General features: G+C 48.8%; 26 protein-coding genes. 6 read left to right on the top strand and 20 right to left on the bottom strand.

From position 1 onward, the window contains the following. Positions 1 to 139 precede the first annotated feature (139 nt). The 14 genes from TQ39_RS13275 to TQ39_RS13330 form a co-directional block, all read right to left on the bottom strand. Positions 140 to 367, bottom strand: coding sequence for a hypothetical protein (locus tag TQ39_RS13275; protein ID WP_050005878.1), 228 nt, complete (start codon positions 365 to 367; stop codon positions 140 to 142). Beyond that, a complete protein-coding gene (locus TQ39_RS13280; protein ID WP_050005879.1) occupies positions 360 to 710 on the bottom strand; it encodes a hypothetical protein in 351 nt (116 codons plus the stop codon). The genes TQ39_RS13275 and TQ39_RS13280 overlap by 8 nt, the downstream gene beginning before the upstream one ends. 289 nt (positions 711 to 999) lie before the next feature. Beyond that, complete coding sequence (locus tag TQ39_RS13285) at positions 1000 to 1917, bottom strand: phosphoadenosine phosphosulfate reductase domain-containing protein (protein ID WP_050005880.1); 918 nt, start codon at positions 1915 to 1917, stop codon at positions 1000 to 1002. A 12-nt stretch (positions 1918 to 1929) separates the two neighbouring features. After that, positions 1930 to 2199 (bottom strand): hypothetical protein, encoded by a 270-nt coding sequence (locus tag TQ39_RS20925; RefSeq protein WP_050005881.1) that lies wholly within the window; start codon positions 2197 to 2199, stop codon positions 1930 to 1932. Positions 2200 to 2202: 3 nt separating this feature from the next. Continuing rightward, positions 2203 to 2514, bottom strand: coding sequence for a DUF1064 domain-containing protein (locus tag TQ39_RS13295; protein WP_050005882.1), 312 nt, complete (start codon positions 2512 to 2514; stop codon positions 2203 to 2205). Further along, a complete protein-coding gene (locus TQ39_RS21835) occupies positions 2507 to 2635 on the bottom strand; it encodes a hypothetical protein (protein WP_276325257.1) in 129 nt (42 codons plus the stop codon). The genes TQ39_RS13295 and TQ39_RS21835 overlap by 8 nt, the downstream gene beginning before the upstream one ends. Then, positions 2632 to 3876 (bottom strand): replicative DNA helicase, encoded by a 1245-nt coding sequence (locus tag TQ39_RS13300; protein ID WP_050005883.1) that lies wholly within the window; start codon positions 3874 to 3876, stop codon positions 2632 to 2634. Before TQ39_RS13300 ends, TQ39_RS21835 begins: the two co-directional genes overlap by 4 nt. Next, positions 3877 to 4602 carry a hypothetical protein gene (locus tag TQ39_RS13305; RefSeq protein WP_050005884.1) on the bottom strand — a complete coding sequence of 242 codons (726 nt, stop codon included), beginning with the start codon at positions 4600 to 4602 and terminating at the stop codon, positions 3877 to 3879. Positions 4603 to 4614: 12 nt separating this feature from the next. Further along, the gene (locus tag TQ39_RS13310; RefSeq protein ID WP_050005885.1) at positions 4615 to 5052 is read right to left on the bottom strand and encodes a single-stranded DNA-binding protein; all 438 of its coding nucleotides are present in this window, start codon (positions 5050 to 5052) and stop codon (positions 4615 to 4617) included. Between the two features lie 57 nt (positions 5053 to 5109). Further along, positions 5110 to 5427 (bottom strand): hypothetical protein, encoded by a 318-nt coding sequence (locus TQ39_RS13315; RefSeq protein WP_050005886.1) that lies wholly within the window; start codon positions 5425 to 5427, stop codon positions 5110 to 5112. Then, positions 5424 to 5951 carry a hypothetical protein gene (locus TQ39_RS13320; RefSeq protein ID WP_156146311.1) on the bottom strand — a complete coding sequence of 176 codons (528 nt, stop codon included), beginning with the start codon at positions 5949 to 5951 and terminating at the stop codon, positions 5424 to 5426. Before TQ39_RS13320 ends, TQ39_RS13315 begins: the two co-directional genes overlap by 4 nt. After that, entirely contained in the window at positions 5929 to 6510 is a 582-nt protein-coding gene (locus TQ39_RS20380) for a Sak single strand annealing protein (protein ID WP_082052259.1), read from the bottom strand. Before TQ39_RS20380 ends, TQ39_RS13320 begins: the two co-directional genes overlap by 23 nt. 9 nt (positions 6511 to 6519) lie before the next feature. Next, positions 6520 to 6774, bottom strand: a complete 255-nt coding sequence (locus TQ39_RS20930; protein ID WP_156146313.1) for a hypothetical protein — start codon at positions 6772 to 6774, stop codon at positions 6520 to 6522. After that, positions 6767 to 7207, bottom strand: a complete 441-nt coding sequence (locus tag TQ39_RS13330) for a hypothetical protein (RefSeq protein WP_050005888.1) — start codon at positions 7205 to 7207, stop codon at positions 6767 to 6769. The genes TQ39_RS20930 and TQ39_RS13330 overlap by 8 nt, the downstream gene beginning before the upstream one ends. A 117-nt stretch (positions 7208 to 7324) precedes the next feature. On the opposite strand from TQ39_RS13330, the gene TQ39_RS13335 reads away from it, so the two are divergent. Then, the gene (locus tag TQ39_RS13335; RefSeq protein ID WP_050005889.1) at positions 7325 to 7543 is read left to right on the top strand and encodes a hypothetical protein; all 219 of its coding nucleotides are present in this window, start codon (positions 7325 to 7327) and stop codon (positions 7541 to 7543) included. A 7-nt stretch (positions 7544 to 7550) separates the two neighbouring features. Here the strand turns inward: TQ39_RS13335 and TQ39_RS13340 are convergent, their stop codons facing one another. Genes TQ39_RS13340 through TQ39_RS21840 form a run of 3 tightly spaced genes read right to left on the bottom strand, consistent with a single transcriptional unit; the run spans position 7551 to position 8092 of the window. Next, complete coding sequence (locus tag TQ39_RS13340) at positions 7551 to 7748, bottom strand: hypothetical protein (protein ID WP_050005890.1); 198 nt, start codon at positions 7746 to 7748, stop codon at positions 7551 to 7553. Further along, positions 7741 to 7983 (bottom strand): hypothetical protein, encoded by a 243-nt coding sequence (locus TQ39_RS13345; protein WP_050005891.1) that lies wholly within the window; start codon positions 7981 to 7983, stop codon positions 7741 to 7743. Before TQ39_RS13345 ends, TQ39_RS13340 begins: the two co-directional genes overlap by 8 nt. Then, positions 7970 to 8092 (bottom strand): hypothetical protein, encoded by a 123-nt coding sequence (locus TQ39_RS21840; RefSeq protein ID WP_276325258.1) that lies wholly within the window; start codon positions 8090 to 8092, stop codon positions 7970 to 7972. The genes TQ39_RS13345 and TQ39_RS21840 overlap by 14 nt, the downstream gene beginning before the upstream one ends. 107 nt (positions 8093 to 8199) lie before the next feature. Here TQ39_RS21840 and TQ39_RS20935 point away from each other — a divergent pair, with 107 nt between their 5' ends. Beyond that, the gene (locus tag TQ39_RS20935) at positions 8200 to 8559 is read left to right on the top strand and encodes a hypothetical protein (protein WP_156146315.1); all 360 of its coding nucleotides are present in this window, start codon (positions 8200 to 8202) and stop codon (positions 8557 to 8559) included. A 90-nt stretch (positions 8560 to 8649) separates the two neighbouring features. On the opposite strand, the gene TQ39_RS13350 is transcribed toward TQ39_RS20935, so the two are convergent. After that, positions 8650 to 8838 carry a helix-turn-helix domain-containing protein gene (locus tag TQ39_RS13350; protein WP_338092833.1) on the bottom strand — a complete coding sequence of 63 codons (189 nt, stop codon included), beginning with the start codon at positions 8836 to 8838 and terminating at the stop codon, positions 8650 to 8652. 164 nt (positions 8839 to 9002) lie between these two features. Here TQ39_RS13350 and TQ39_RS13355 point away from each other — a divergent pair, with 164 nt between their 5' ends. The 4 genes from TQ39_RS13355 to pnuC all read left to right on the top strand — a co-directional run bounded on the left by TQ39_RS13355 (position 9003) and on the right by pnuC (position 13098). Then, a complete protein-coding gene (locus TQ39_RS13355; RefSeq protein ID WP_050005893.1) occupies positions 9003 to 9746 on the top strand; it encodes a LexA family transcriptional regulator in 744 nt (247 codons plus the stop codon). A gap of 35 nt (positions 9747 to 9781) precedes the next feature. After that, entirely contained in the window at positions 9782 to 10618 is an 837-nt protein-coding gene (locus TQ39_RS13360; protein ID WP_242853504.1) for an Ltp family lipoprotein, read from the top strand. Positions 10619 to 10751: 133 nt separating this feature from the next. After that, positions 10752 to 12302, top strand: a complete 1551-nt coding sequence (locus tag TQ39_RS13365) for a recombinase family protein (RefSeq protein ID WP_156146316.1) — start codon at positions 10752 to 10754, stop codon at positions 12300 to 12302. 22 nt (positions 12303 to 12324) lie between these two features. Then, positions 12325 to 13098: a nicotinamide riboside transporter PnuC gene (gene pnuC, locus TQ39_RS13370; RefSeq protein ID WP_009325565.1), complete on the top strand. Its 774-nt coding sequence runs from the start codon at positions 12325 to 12327 to the stop codon at positions 13096 to 13098. Between the two features lie 92 nt (positions 13099 to 13190). Here the strand turns inward: pnuC and TQ39_RS13375 are convergent, their stop codons facing one another. Together TQ39_RS13375 and TQ39_RS13380 are read right to left on the bottom strand one after the other, a co-directional pair. After that, on the bottom strand, positions 13191 to 13859 hold the full coding sequence (locus TQ39_RS13375) for a metallophosphoesterase family protein (protein ID WP_009325564.1): 669 nt from the start codon (positions 13857 to 13859) through the stop codon (positions 13191 to 13193). Beyond that, positions 13856 to 15766, bottom strand: a complete 1911-nt coding sequence (locus TQ39_RS13380) for a BMP family ABC transporter substrate-binding protein (protein WP_050005895.1) — start codon at positions 15764 to 15766, stop codon at positions 13856 to 13858. The genes TQ39_RS13375 and TQ39_RS13380 overlap by 4 nt, the downstream gene beginning before the upstream one ends. Positions 15767 to 15927 lie beyond the last annotated feature (161 nt).

Below are 15927 nucleotides of genomic sequence, written 5' to 3' on the forward strand. Positions count from 1 at the left end.
CACGTCAAAACAGAATCGGCATCCCTCTCTACGTTCCTCACGCTCTTGGAGAGCGGAGATAGCAACATCACACACTTCCTTTGCTTTAGTCCCCACCATCATCTTCAAACCCGTGAGTGTAGCAATCGCTTTCTTTCCGTCAGTCATTGTCATTTCCTCCGTCTACCAGATACAGGTCTGCATACTGTTTGTTTAATCCAACAGAACAAAGCCCCCCAAACTCATCTGAGATGACGGCCACAATTGCCTTGTCAAGTTCTCCACATGTTACTTTCGCTTTCAACGTTTCAAACGGAAGTAATCCGTCAGTGCTTTCGTCAACATTGAAATTCAACTCAATGGTAGCGACATATTTCCCTTTAATCATTGTCATTCCCTCTGTCAAGCGGCAAACATGCGCATTTGCAATAATTGATATAATCATCGTATCGCACAAGCACAGTGTCGTACCGTCTAAACTTTTTACAAAAACCAATCTGCATTTCCACTGGCGCATCGACTTTGCACACATCGCCAGCACCATAACCGGAGTTTTGCCATTCGGCAAGAGAATACAGTTCTGCTTCTTCCGGAAATAAGGTATACCCTCTAAAACATCTTTTTTCTCCGTCTTGTGTCCTACGTCCCCAAAGCACGCACGGCATTCCAAACTTCCACTTGTACTCTGTGTGCTTTATGCTGATTGCAAGTAAATCTCGTTCATCAGTCATTATCGTTCCCTCCGTTCATCTTGGCCCCGCAGTTTGGGCAGTATTTCATAACAATTATTGATGATGGCGAAAAATGAGTTTTGCACACACTACAAGGGCAACCGTTCAGACTTGGTGTAAGCGGAAACGATTCATACTCACCCCACCGCCCATGCACCACCGGTGCGGCGTCGACGACCGGGGCGTCCTCTATGTCTCCGACATCTACCACTTGCACATATCCGCACTGTGTATCTGCTTCCCATGCTTTTTCTGTCAGTGCCTTTCGGCTTATCAAATCGTCCACGGTCTATTCCTCCCACATATCCATCTGGTAATTATTGGCTTCTTCCTGTGTCCTGTCATGCATCCACCAGTCGAAGTATTCTTGGCCTGACCTAAATTTCTGTTTGAAATAGTGATTGTCCGGTTTGTCGTCAATGATATGCTGTGCCGTGCGCAGATACTGCGCCTTGAATTTGGGCCAGCGGCGGAACTCCTGCTCACGCCCCGCGCGGCGCGCCATGGGGCAGCCGATACAGCCGAGCCGCTCAAATCCCTCATTGTACAGGCCGCACTGCTCTAACCCTACATCCTTGGAATAGGACCAGATATCCGAATCCGTCCAGTACGCCAGCGGGTTGATCCTCCTCTGGTTGTCCTGATAGCAGGTCTCGAATATCCTTCGCTTTTCACTGTTGTCAAACGGCATGATGATGTTGTCACCGCGCTTTTTGTCCGATGCGATCTCCAACTCGTCGCGCTTTTTCATTCGATTTGAACTCTCGAATTTGCGAACGCCCATGCACTTAAAAGCCTTTCCGCATTCTGGTGCAGGACGTTCTTTTAAGGATTCACAACAAAAGCGTCGTTGTCTCATTGGCAGCATCCGTTTTTTTCTACACAGCGCCCACATGCTGTACTGGTACATCACGTCATAGGTCAGATATCCCAGATCGCTGTATGTCTGGAAATTTGCACGCTGAAAATAGACAAGCTCCGGCGGGTCGATTCCTGTGATATTATGCATATAAAAATGTTTAACTCCCGCCCGGCGCATCAGATGCCCCAGCACGCGGCTGTCCTTTCCCTCGCTGGTGCAAACACAATACCCGCGAGGATCTGCGTGGAGCGCCGCTCCCTCGTAGAATTGAAGCAGTTTTATAGCTTCCACATCAGGCGCGTTTTTGGTGCGACCAGCTTCATTCCACTCAAGTTGATAATCCATTCTTTTCTCCAATCACATCGGCTCTACGCCCATCTTTTCATATGCAACCGATATCGCATGTTTCATTTCCTCTGAAAATGTATCTCTTCCGCCCTGTGCAAGGATCTCCAGCAGCTCCTGCCGCATCCGCGTATAAAATGCTCCGACCTCTCGCTCATCAAGCTCAAGCTCTATTGCTGCGTTGTAGTGCGCCAGCGCCATGGCTTCGCACACAGCGTCGATTCCTTCACGGATTCCGGAGTTCTTTGCACGGGCAAGCATAAGCGCAAGGTTTTTGCTCATCTCTCACACCTCATGAACCTTGATGCCATGTACCCACAGCATCAGCTTTCGCTTGATAACGTATTCAGGTGTGCGTACACCTTTCGCATCCTCAACAATCATCTCTCCGTTCCGAGTGTACGCAAAATCGGCAATATACTTGCAGCTGCGTTCTCCTGCCTGTTTGGGAATAAGCTCAAACGACACCTGTAACCTCAATTCGGATATTTCTCCCGCACGCTCCAGCAGCAAAAGGTCTATGTATCTATCCCTCTCACGCTTACTGTCAAACGTTATGCCGTTGTATGTCGCCTTCTGGCTGTGGTATTTACTCATCGGCTTCCATCTCCCTGGAAATCGCTTTTAATTCGTTCGACGCATAGTTTACATAGAACTGCGCTTTTTCAACCGCCGTCCGTATAACGTCAATACGCCGCTCTAGTTCTTTTTCGCTCATTCGCTCCTCCTGTTATCAACCGGGATGTAATTGTGGTACTGTGGCTGCCAGTGGAATTGCATTCTTCCCATTCCTCCGTGGCGGTTTTTTGCGATGATCGCATCCACTTCCCACGCATCATCCCCGCTCAAAAAATCTTCTGTTTTTTTCGGACGCATGAAGATCACGCCGTCCGCGTCCGCTTCAATGTCGCTGCCTCCCTTTAAATCCGACAGCGTAGGTTCTTTCTGCCTGTCCACTGCTCGTCCCATCTGTACCAATGCCACAATTGCAACATTGTGCTTTTGCGCCATGGCCTTGAGCGCGTGCGTAATCTCGCCCGTTATCTGCCACAAAGGCTTTTTCCCTGTATCGTCTCCGCGCATCAATCCCAGGTAGTCGATAAACATTGCGTCCGGCTTATTTGACGCAAGCTTTGCCTCCACATCCTCGGCGGATATTCCGGGCGTATCGTCCATCACGAGGTGCAAATCTCCCATTCGGTCTACGGCAATGCCGATGCGTTTCTGCGCGTTTTCGTCAATGTCGTGGTCTCGAAAGCGTGTGGAATTTATCATGCATACCCGAGAAAGTATGCGGTGCACAAGCTGCTCCTTTGTCATTTCAAGGCTTCTGTAATCCACGCGATAGCGCTTTGCAAGCTGCACGGCCAGATGCATGGAAAAATCTGTTTTGCCGTCTCCCGGACGCGCCGCAATTATGTACAGGCATCCTCGCTGTAAACCTCCCAGCACGTCGTTGAATTGTTTCCAATCGGTTTTCAGAGACGTATCGGGACGGAATAGATTCTGGTAAGCCTCCGTCACAGCCTCCAAAAATGTTTGCTCCGATGTGCTGTGTACGTGCTGCATGATGTCCCGCTGCTGCGCTGCCATCCGTTCAAGCTCCGCCGTCATTTCGTCGGCGGTGTGCCCGCTGATGGCAAGGCTCTGTAAATCCGTCACCAATGTACGTTCCCGCCATGCGTCCAGTACAAGCGCCGAATATTGCGGAAATGTCTCAATGCGCGGCGTAATACTTGCGCATTCTCGGATTATCCCGTCGTACTCTGCGCCAAGCTTAGAAACCACCGTCACCGCGTCTACAGGCATTCCCGCCTTTTTCAGCTTCAGCATGCAGGAAAATATCCGTGCCAGCGGCTCCGCCTCAAACATCTTCGGTGAAAGCATCGTGCGCGCCTTATCCAGCAATGCGGGTTCCAGCATCAGGCAGCCAATGACGCTCTGTTCTGCCCCGAGCATTTAAAACAACTCCTCTGCCGTCATATCCGGCGTGATCTCCCGTCCCACGTCCGGCTTGATAACACGCGGTTCCGATGTGCGTTTAACAGGCTTGCCGTCTTTCCTCCACCAATTCAGAATCGTTGCATAGTGGCTTTTGTAACGGTGCCCGGTTTGTGCAAGATAGGCAGATAACCGCTCGATATACTCCGATGCGCCAATATCGCCCAAGCTGTCCACCAGCTTCCCATGCTCTTGCCCGTCGAGCAGCACGTTTTCAAACTCGCCAAATTTCTTTTTGGATATCTCGATAGAGATATCTTTTTTATTTCTTGATTTCTTGACTTCTTGATTTCTTAATATAAGGGTCTGTGTTACTTCTGTGTTAGCACTGTGTTGGTCGCGTGTTACCTGATTGTTAGTTTCCGTGTTGACTCCTTGGTACTCGATATAGTTTTTTATTGTAAACACGCTGAATTTTCCATGTGTGCACTGTGTTATTTCCTGTGTTGATTTTAGATGATTTATCGCTGTTCGCACGGACTGCACTGAAATACCTGTTTGCAATGAAATTTCGCGTATTGACGTTACTGCCTGTCCGACTTCCAACTCAATCCCACGGTAAAAACACGCCTCATATTGTGCCAGAAAAAGCAAATGAAGAAACACACATTTGGCATTCGTGTCAGTGTACCAGCCCCACTTCATCATCTTTCTGTAAAGCTTGATATATCCGTCATTTGCCATATTGTCACGTCCTTAAAACGGCAAATCTTCTGAATCGTCAATCACCGCAAAATCATCCTGCTGCACATCTGCTGCAGCGGCATTTGTTTTAAACGGATCTCGTCGCTGTGCGTCTACCTTCGGTGCTTCTCGCGCTGTGCTGGCAAAATGAACGCCTCCTGCGACCACCTCAAAGGCCGTGCGCTTGTTCCCGTTTTTGTCCTCATAATTACGGGTCTGGATGGAACCGTTCACGGCGATCATGCTGCCTTTATGAAAATACTTGCATACAAACTCCGCTGTCTGCCGCCATGTTACAATGTCGATAAAATCGGCCTTTCGTTCTCCATCCTTGGAATAGCTGCGGTCTACCGCGATGCGGAACGTGCATGTCGCAACCCCGCTCGGTGTGTGGCGCAGTTCGGGTTCAGCCACAAGGCGCCCCAGCAAAGCTACTACGTTCAATCCCATATCAAACGTCCTTTCAAAACTCAACTTAAAACTTAACTTGAAACTGTACTTTACAAATCACAGATAGTTTTTGTAAAATTCGCGGATAAAATCTTCTTTGCCCCATCCGTATTCCTGCATCGCCGCTTTCTGTGCTGCCTGCTGGCAATACGTCCTTGATTCTCTATTGCTGTGTACCGCATTCGGCCCGTATTCATGGCACCGGTTATGGCACAGCGGAACCCAAAGCCCAAGGCGTTTGCTCTTTTCGCGCATCGCTCCGCCAAAGCATTCATGCCTGTCAAGCTTTTCGTCCTGTCCTCCGCACAAAAAGCAGCAGTCTGTGTCAAACGTCACAATGCTGGGTGCGTATCCGTTTTTATCGAGATTCTTCACCGTGGCTCCTCCTTGATGCGTGCCAGTTCTTCCGGTGTCATCGTCTCTATTCCAAGGTCTTTGCACTCGCTTACAATGCCGTCTATCAGGACACTCATTTCCTTGGTGGTGTATGTAGAGCTGCCAAGGTATACGCGGTAATATTGCGCCCGTTCTTCCGGAGCAAGTGTTTCATGTTGTTCGCAGTATTTGTACTGACGCTTGAACATCTCAACGCTTTTATTTGGCACCTTTACCACAAATTGCTGGCCGTATCTTTTCAGCATCTCAAGATATACGCTGTCCTTGTCTGTGTGCAGCAAATCGGCCATCTGGCCCATAAGCTCCCACGCATACGCATTTGCGTCTTTGCTGCGGGCCTTTGTTTTACGCTTGATTTCTGCCACCATATCCACGGTCTTATCTTTCAGCTCATACGCAATCTGTGCGGCCTGCGCGCGGTTTTTCACGCGCAGGCGCAGCCAGCATTCAAGCCCCATTTCAACGCGGCATGCATCAAACTCAATCCGCATCGTTTGTGCCAAATCTCAATTCACCCCCATCGGGCTCCTTTTTCATTGCCGCTTTCTGGCAATCCGGGCAAAGCGTGCGTTTAAAACGCCTTCTGCTGTATTCTGCAATTTTTTCAGGCGGCCAGTCTGGGCGGCCTTCAATCTGTTTTTTGCATTCCTCGCAAAATACCGGGTCGGGTGGGACATCCGGCAAATCCTCTCCGGCATAGATATACAACCCAAGTCCATGCCTTGCACACGCCTTTGTAAGGCTGCGCTGAATGGCTTTGTTCACGTCCATACTCGTGACGTTCTCAAAAGCAATGCTCTTGTTCCTGAGATCCATAACAGGCAACATTTCAATATGCTCTATGCCATTCAGCGTAACGCCTGTTTTCACCCAGCATGTGCGACCGTCGGTAAAGTAATTGCATCCTTCCGGCGTTTCGTAAATCGTATAAATCGCATCAGGATGTCGCTTTTTGATTTCAGCCCACGCCCATGCCCATGACAGATATGTAAGCCCATTCTTCTTTTCGGTGTGCTCATTGACATTTACGGCATAAAGCTCCGCAAAATAGTTCTCGTTCATGTTTCCTCCTTATCCGGCCATATAGCCTACGGTACACCAGTCCCATTCTCCGGGGCCTGCAATATATTCTCCCGTTTCAGCATCTACCAATGTTCCATCGTCGAGCCTGTCGCAGCATCCGTCGCATCCCAATGTGCCGAACCGGTCAAAGAACATGATATTTCCCCAGCTAAGACGGTCATTACACTTACTGCAAGCAGGATTGTCGCCATCGTCGGTTGGGTCAAACGCCGCGGATATTCCGATGTAATGCAGTTCAGGCATTTGACAAATCCTCCCCGGTGGTGTATTTTTTAGATGTAGATTTTTGGTCTGCGCCTCTGTTATCCGTGCCAGCGGATGCAGGGGCTTTCTTTTTTTCTTCCTCGCGCAACAGTCGGTAGCTGCATACATTCAGCCATCCCTGTGTTGTTCCGTATCCGCACAACTTAACGGCTTCTTTTATCCGTTCGGCCTGTTCGCGCGTGAATCGGGCGGAAATGCGGTGTGGCAGCTTGTGCCTGTCACCCGACCGTTTACATTGCTTCACGGTCAAACCGCCGTTTCTGGCTGTTGCAACCGCGTCCAGCGCGGCCTGCGCTTCTGCTGTGCGTTGTACGCCGTATTTTCCGGGATTGTTGGCTTTGCTGTCCAGCGATTTGTCGTATCCGCTGAACCCGGCCGCACGTACAACCTGCACGCATTCTTTTTGTGTCATGGCTTGTCCTCCTCTCTATAATCACGAAAATTTATGGTATTTTGACGAATTGTTTCTTCCTTTCTCAAAATCATAGACATAAATGATATGCTGAATATTGGAAAGGGGGTGATTTTTTTGAAACCGAACTCATCTAAGCTTCTGTCTGACGTAAAAGAACTTGCCCAAAACGCACGAGCTGGCTTTGCATTGCGCGTTAGTATGCCATACGGTACGCCAGACGGAACTGAAATCACAGAAAATGACATTGTGCTGATTGTAAGAGAAACAGATTTAGCTATAAGCCGGTTAGCGGAAGCAATCGAGACAATGGCAGAGTTTATTGCAGACAATTAATTCTCAATTAGGGGCGTGCATCGGCACGCTCTTTTTTTGCCTGTTCCAGCGCGTAATTTTCAACAATGGTATATACATATTCTGTTTTGCCGTTTCCGCAAAGAACACGGTCATGACTTTCCAGTATCTTCACACGATGCGCAAGCGATGCCACTTGCTCTTCTAAGAGTTTGATTTTTTCTACGACCATATCATCTTTATTCATTGGGTTTGTCCTCCTCTCTTACAGCTATGTATCCCGCGATCCCGGCCAGCACCAGCACCAGCCCAAACGCCAGCGTTGCAAGCCCCGGCAGCATGTCCGAGTTTCCACGGCCTATCGCCTGCAAGCCGTCCAGTACAGGCAGTACGGCTGCAATCAGTACCACCTTGTAAATAAGGCTTGTCCATCCACGCAGGCCGCGCGGGGGGCGCAGGCAGAACGGGTTAGGTTTGTCCATTTTTCTGCTCCTCCTCTTTTTCCCGCTGGATGTCTTTTCTTATCAACTCCAGAAAATACGGCGCAAGCACTTTTGCCACGCGCGCATTCGTTTCTTCCATGCCTTCCATGATGTTCTCCTTTCCGTCCGTATTATTGGACATGTTTCGTGTTACTGTGTTAACATATGGATTCCCAAAATTCTGTATTATGTTATAATGGTGCCGAGGTGATAAAATTGTGGACTGATCTTGCGAGTGCCATTATTACTAGTGTTTTTACCTTAGTTGGTGTGTTTATTGGAGCGAAACTCACTAATGCTTCATCTTCAAGACAGGAAGAAAAAAAGATTCTTTCTGAGTTCTACGCTGATGTGTTCATTGCGTATTCAAATTACGTCATTTGTCAGAACAATGAAAACATAGCGAATATACTATCTGCTTGCGAAAAAACCAAATTGCTTTGTTCAGAGAAATCAGCAGAAGTTTTAAATGCATTAGCCTATGCAGTTACCAGAGAGCATCCTGTTCCGCACGAATGCAAAAATATTGTTGACCAATTAAGAAATTCAGCGAAAGATGATGTGCGCAATAGATAGTGCTAGTAGCGTTTCAGAGACATGAAGAATCACATGCCCAGCCCAATATTTAAAATTTTGGTTGTTTTTCATCCTTTCTCCTTTCTCTCCTTATCTCTCTGCCAGCCCGAGCAGGTAGTCAATAGATTGGCCAGTCATTGCACGAAGATGCTCTAACACATCTGACGGAATGGTGGCACCGCGAATATAACTGTTATAAGTTTTACTAGTGACCCCCAAGCGTTCGCACATTTCTGTTTTTGTAAGCTGGAGGCGTCCGCGTTCGGCTTCAATATTCACACGCAAAAATATCCCTCCTTATATGAAAATCCGCGATTTGCGTATCGCAATATTATAATACCGCGTATTGCGGATTATGTCAATAGATAATTTCGCGTTTTGCGGATTATTTTATTGACTTTTTGGACTTTGCGTATTATATTTAATTTGTAGGAGGCGATACAATGTACAAAAACTTAAAAGCATTCCGAGAAAGTATAGGCATCACACAAAAAGATTTCGCAGCTTCTCTTGGGATTGGCCTCACAACATACAATGGATACGAAACTGGAGCGCGTGACCCAAAATCTGATTTTTGGATTGCTGTTGCTCAAAAATATGGCGTTACCATTGATTATTTAATGGGATACAGCAATGACCCTCACAAAACAGGGGTTACAGAAAAAATCGCCCCCGCATATACAGCGGAGGCGTTAAGCATTGCAAAGAAATATGACGCGCTGGACGAATGGGGCCGGGATGCAGTAAAGGGGCTTGTGAATATCGAATACACACGCTGCACCGCACCAGAGCCGGAAGAGGAACAAGACGATAACTGTATTTATCTTCCTCTGTCAGAACAACCCGCCAGCGCGGGCACAGGCACATATCTGGGGCCGGAAGCATTCACCCCGATAAAAGTCATTGCCAATGATAAAACGCGGCGTGCTGACTTCTGCGTGCGCGTACAGGGTGACAGCATGGAGCCAATCTATTTTGATGGCGATATCGTGATGATATCCAAGGAGCGCCCCGGATACAACGGTATTGGCCTTGTTACTTTGGACGGATGCGGGTATATCAAGCGGCTGGGTATGGGTGTGCTTGAATCCGAAAATAAAAAATACGCTCCCATCCCTCTGGATGAAAGCGTCGTTGTGAATGGCCGCGCAGTCGGAATCCTGCATCCTGACTGGATTATTAAGTAAGTTACGCCGAAAGGCGTTAAGTTAGGAGGATGTTTATGTATTGTACAAATTGCGGGAAGGAATTTGACGGAAAATTCTGCCCCGAATGCGGAACCAAAGCAATTCATGCAGATAATTTGTCAGAAAGCACAACGCCCAAATATGTTGATGATCAATCTGTTGCGCCGGTTCCGTCGATGTATTCTGGAGACCCTGACGAATTTACCGGGCAGAAAAAACCGAAGAAAAAGAACCATGGTTGTTTAATTGCTATTGGTGTTACGATCGCATTGTTGTTTTTCATTGGAATTATAGGGTCTTTATCTTCTAATGATGTACCGTCAAATTCATCTAATAACAATGATAACCCATCAGTCCAATCTCAAAGCATGTCGAATGATACAATCGTAGGCGATTCTTCACCCAAGGAAGAAAATATACCTACGGAATATAAATCGGCGTTAAAAAAAGCAGAATCGTATAGCGAATTAATGCACATGTCAAAATCTGCTATATATGACCAATTGGTTTCCGAGTATGGCGAGCAGTTTTCTGCCGAGGCAGCACAGTATGCTATAGATAATCTTATAGCCGACTGGAACGCGAATGCGCTTGAAAAAGCAAAAACATACAGTGAAACGATGTTTATGTCCAAAGCAGCAATCTATGACCAGCTTGTTTCAGAACACGGAGAACGATTTACCGCAGAAGAAGCGCAGTATGCGGTCGATACGTTAGCGGTTGACTATAAAGAAAACGCTTTGCAAAAGGCAAAATCATATCAGGACAGCATGGCGATGTCACCAAGTGCTATTTATGAACAGTTAACTTCTGAATACGGAGAACAGTTCACCGCTGAAGAAGCTCAGTATGCTATTGATAATCTTGAATAAATAAAAAACGCCCCGGCGTGGGAGCACCGAAGCGTTTATAGAACAGCTTACCCTTGGAGGATAATCCGTCCAGACAATCGGATTATACCACCTCCGGGGTAGGCTTGGCAAGTCATACTTTGGAGGTATTACAGTGAATCGAGCGGTAATCTATGCCCGATACAGCAGTGACATGCAGCGCGAAGAAAGCGTGGAAGCACAAATCCGCGCTTGTAAATATTACGCACAGCAGAACGGCATCGACATTATCGGAATATATGCTGATCGCGCTAAGTCCGGCATGTATCATTCCGAAAAGCGAGAAGAGTTTCAGGCGCTTCTGAATGCTGCGCCGCGCAAAGAATACGATATTGTTCTCGTTCACAAATTGAACCGCTTTGGCCGCGCCGGTGTCAAGGCGCTGAACGACAGAGACTATCTTGAGCGGCTTGGAATTGAAATCATCAGCGTAACAGAACGGCTTGAAAATACGCCGGAAGGTCGGTTGATGCTATACGTCATCACTGGCATGAACGAATATTACAGCCGCAATCTGGCCGGAGAAGTATTAAAGGGATTGCGCGAAAACGCTTATAAAGGCATTACAACCGGAGGCACTCCCGCGCTTGGTTACAATCTTGGTGCAGATAAAAAACTCGTCATAAACGAGCAAGAAGCATCCGCGGTAAGGCTTATTTTTAATATGTATCTTTCCGGTGCAGGCTATGGCGAAATCATCGACGAATTAAATTCACGTGGTTTTAGAACAAAGCGTGGTGCAAAGTTCGGAAAAAATTCTATCTATGATATTTTACGCAATGAGCGTTACACAGGAAGATTCACCTATGGTAAAACTAAAACTGTGAACGGTCATAGAAGCCAGCACAAAAAAGAAAAGGAATATATCAGCATTGAGGGCGGATGTCCTGCCATTATACCAGCGGATGAATGGGAAAGGGTGCAAAGACTTATGGATGTAAAAAAACATGACGCAGCGTCCGGGAAAGCAAAAGAACTTTATATCCTAAGCGGAAAATTATTTTGCGGACATTGTGGCGCTCGAATGGTTGGGAACTCTCGCGTATCTCGCGGAGAAAGATATCTGTACTACGACTGCAATGCCAAGTTGCGTAAAAAGACATGCACAAAGCATGCCGTGAAAAAGAATGAAATTGAGCAAGCCGTGATTCAAAAATTAAATCAACTCGCATTTTCCGACGATTTGATAGAACGCTTTGTAGATGAAGCATATAAAGCGCAGGACAATGAGATGCCAGACATCGGCGTAAAAATTGCAGATATTGACAAAAAAATTTCAAATCTTGTAACAGCAATCGAAAGCGGCGCAGATATAGGGCCAATCAAACAAAGAATGGCAGATTTATCCGCACAAAAAGATGCACTCCTATCATCCAACGTACCAAAGGGAGATTTTTTAACGAGAGACGAAATTCGCAGTCGATTTAAAAAATTCCTCAATATTGCAGATCTTCCGCCCGCCCAGCAAAAATTTATTATTTCAGAATATGTAACGCGAATCGATGTATTCGATTACGACGGAGGCGGTCACTTTTGCCGCATTACACTGTCAAACAATACCTCTGTTGATACCGTTGTACTCTGTTCATCTGCTCCAAAAGGCAGCATCTGCGGATGCTGCTTTTTTCCGAAATTGCGTGGCACAAGCAGCCGCTTTCATATGTGAATATCACTGCCACCGGGTAGGAATGCAATTCGCATTCGTTTGTACATCGTTAGGTCTGAGAAGATGTGCATGCGAATGCTTATTTTTTTGGAGGTTGTATGAAAAAATTGAAGAACTGCGCCGCTATTTCACCAAGGGCGAGCGAGCGCTGTGGTTTGGTTCCGTATTTGTGATCATTGCGGCTTTTTATTTTTTCGACCGCAGCAATTATTTCACGCTTTTTGCTTCGCTGCTCGGCGTCACATCCCTCATTTTTAACGCAAAGGGAAATCCGTTCGGTCAACTTCTTATGATTCTTTTCAGCCTGCTTTACGGAATCATTTCTTTCACCTTTTCCTATTATGGAGAAATGCTTACTTATGTAGGTATGACTATGCCGATGGCGGTGTTCGCTCTTATTTCCTGGTTGAAAAACCCGTTTAACGGGAACCGGATGGAAGTCAGCGTCAATCACCTGGCCCGAACAGAATGGCGTTTTATGTATCTGGCGGCAATTCTTGTCACTGCGCTTTTTTACTTCATACTGGGGTATTTTCAAACGGCCAACTTAGTCCCGAGCACCCTTTCTGTAACGACAAGCTTCATCGCGGTGTATCTTACCTATAAAAGAAGTCCTTATTATGCGCTCGGGTACGCGGCCAACGACATCGTTCTCATTGTTTTATGGATTTTGGCTGCCCGTCAAAATACATCCTATCTGTCCGTCGTAGTATGCTTTACGGCCTTTCTCGTCAATGATATCTACGGCTTTATCAACTGGTGCAGAATGGGAGAACGGCAGGCTGAAAGCGTGTAAAGGCATCGATAGCACACAAGCCCCCTATAAAAGAGCCCGGCCCCAAGCGGCGCATTACTGCGCCTGTGCATTTGGGAGCCGGGCTCTTGCTTTTATTTGCTTTTCCAGAACAGCTTGGGCACCAAAAGAGAACCGAACGGCCGCTGCGGAGGCGCCGGCGGAGCCTCTGGCGTTTCCAGCTCGAACGTATACCGCTCGTAGGCATTGATCACCTGTGTTTCCCCACACTGCGCACAGCGTGGGATGCGGCCGTAGTTGAGGTGAACGTGTCCATGCACAAAGTACTTCGGCTGAAACTGTCCCAGCATGGCGTTGAAACAGTCAAAACCCATATGTGCGGGGTCTTCTCCGTCGTTGCAGCCGCGGACAGGCGCATGGGCAACGATGATATCTACCCCGCCCATACGGCGTATTTTGGAGGACAGCCGTGCAACACGGCGTTCCATTTCCCTCTGTGTATATTGAAACGGCCCCGGCTTGTACCGCACTGAGCCGCCCAGCCCGGCGATGCGCACGCCGTTCACCTCGTAAACCGTGTCTTCGATGCAGGTGCAGCCTTCCGGCGGCCTGCGCTGGTAGTCCGTATCATGGTTGCCGTGTACATACAGCAGCGGCGCGTGGGTAAACGTTGCCAAAAGTGTGAGATAACTCGCCTTCAGGTCGCCGCAGGAAAGGATCAGATCCACTCCCTCCAGCTTTTCCGGCTGAAAATAATCCCAGAGATATTTTGATTCCACATCGGAAATTGCCAGAATCTTCACACCTGTGCCTCCTTGTAAATTCCCTGGAGGCGCACCAGCGGCTTCGCCTCCTCAATGAGGTCGTAAAAGGCCGGGATATGGCCTTCCACATTTTCCGCCAGCCAGTCCATGCGCAGAATCTCCTCCGGCTCCATCTGTTTGTCTTCGGCCTGTATCATCACGCCGCCCTGGGCGTACAGTTCTCCTTCGAACGGGACGATCGTGCCCGAGCACAGGCCTTTGTGAAGGATCGCGGCAAGGCGCTTCGTCCCGCGGGGCAGGCTGCGGCTTTGCAGCACGTCTATCATTCCCGAGGCCATGCCCCACCAGTAATTGACCGCACGGCCCGCTTCGTTGCCCTCCAGCTTCCAGCGGCCATCCATGATGCCCCGCAGGATACGCTCGTAAAATTCTCCCCAATGCCAGAATGGCATTGCCAGAGGCACCGGCTCCTCCCCGTCCAAACGGTACAGGCCATAGTGCTTATCGCCCCGCGGCAGCCCTGCGTCCTGGCTGGAGATCAGCTCGACGCCGCGTTTTTCCAGCTCGCTCAGCGCGTCCACACCCTTTTCCCCGGTCCACATCAAATGAACCTTGGCACGCGGATTGGCCATCCTTGCGCCCAGCGCGAATGCATTGATGCCCGCGACCATCCCGTAAATGGGATAATTCGCAATGTATCCCACACGGTTATTGTCGGCCAGCGCACCCGCGATTGCCCCAACCAGAAATTTAGCCTCATAAATGCGGCCGTAATAGGTGCGCACACTGGGATGGTCCATATTCAGAGAGCAGTTGAGTATCTTTACCTCCGGATGACGGATGGCCGCACGCAGGCTGCATTCCATCAGCTTCGGCGTCGTGGTAAACAGCACGTCGTTTCCATCGGCAATGGCGCGCTCAATGACCTCGTCGTCATTTTCACCCACCCGGATGTTGTCGTAGCCCTTGGTGAACACCCGCCCGGCAAGGACCTCATCCACATGACCGCGCCCGAATTCATGGGCATAGGTCCACGCGCTGGTATCCGCGCTTTTTTCATATAGGAAGGCCACATTCAAGCGGGACTGTTCCAGCGGCAGGATGCGGCTGATGAGCGGCGGCGCCTGCGTCGTAGGCTCCAGAGACAGCTCCACCGCTTCGTCCTGTGTGAGGGCCTCGATCTCGGACCACATCTTTTCCAGCTCTGCCGCCATCTCCCGGCCCGTTTTGTCCCTGATCGTCTCATAAGGATACACACCCACGAATTTCAAAAGCGCGTCCCCCACGGTAATAGGCAGCCGCGCGCCGCCGCAGCGGTGGAACGCATCCTCGAAATTGTAATATGCCGTCTGGAAGTCCCGCCGGTCTTCTTTGCTCCACGGCTGCCCCGGGCGGCTGTTGACCGCCTGGTCCATTGCCCGGAAGCGTCCCAGCTGGGAAAACCATAGATAATTGACCCCCGTCAGATCATAAAAATCCAGGAATTCATAATAGATCTTGTTTTCCTTGTCCTCTGAGCGGCGCGGCACGATACGCGTGACAGAGCCGGGAATGCTCATCGCCTCGTAGTATTTCATTACGCTGACACGCTTGTTGCCCTCTTCCACATAGAACTTGTTCATGTATTCGTAGGCCTTGATGGGGTCCCGGATGCCCACGGACAAGTGCGCGTCGCACAGCGCGTTCCATTTCTGGGCAAATTCAGTGTCCTCATCCAGAAGCGGCATGAAATTACCTGCAAATGCCGTTTTGCGCCCGGCCGTTTTCGTACCGACGATGGATGCCAAAGGGATATTTACAACGCCGAGCGGTTCTGTATATTCCACCGCGGTGTGCTCCAGGATCTCGTCCAGTGCCTGCAAATACGGGTAAGTCCCTTTCAGCACGCTCGACCGGAACTCTTTCTGTCCAAGGCGGAGCGCCTTGCGGTAATCTTCCTGTGCCATATCCATTGCCTCCTCTTGTGCTGGTCTCTTTTCTTTATATTATCCTTTTTGATGTGGGAATGCAATTATTTCCTCTTACACCTGGCCGCAAGACTGGCACAAGCGCTGAAAAAGTAGTATACTGGTTGCCGGGCACAGGCCCACTCTGCGAAAAGGAGCTT

The organism is Ruthenibacterium lactatiformans, from assembly GCF_000949455.1.
Classification (GTDB): domain Bacteria; phylum Bacillota; class Clostridia; order Oscillospirales; family Ruminococcaceae; genus Ruthenibacterium; species Ruthenibacterium lactatiformans.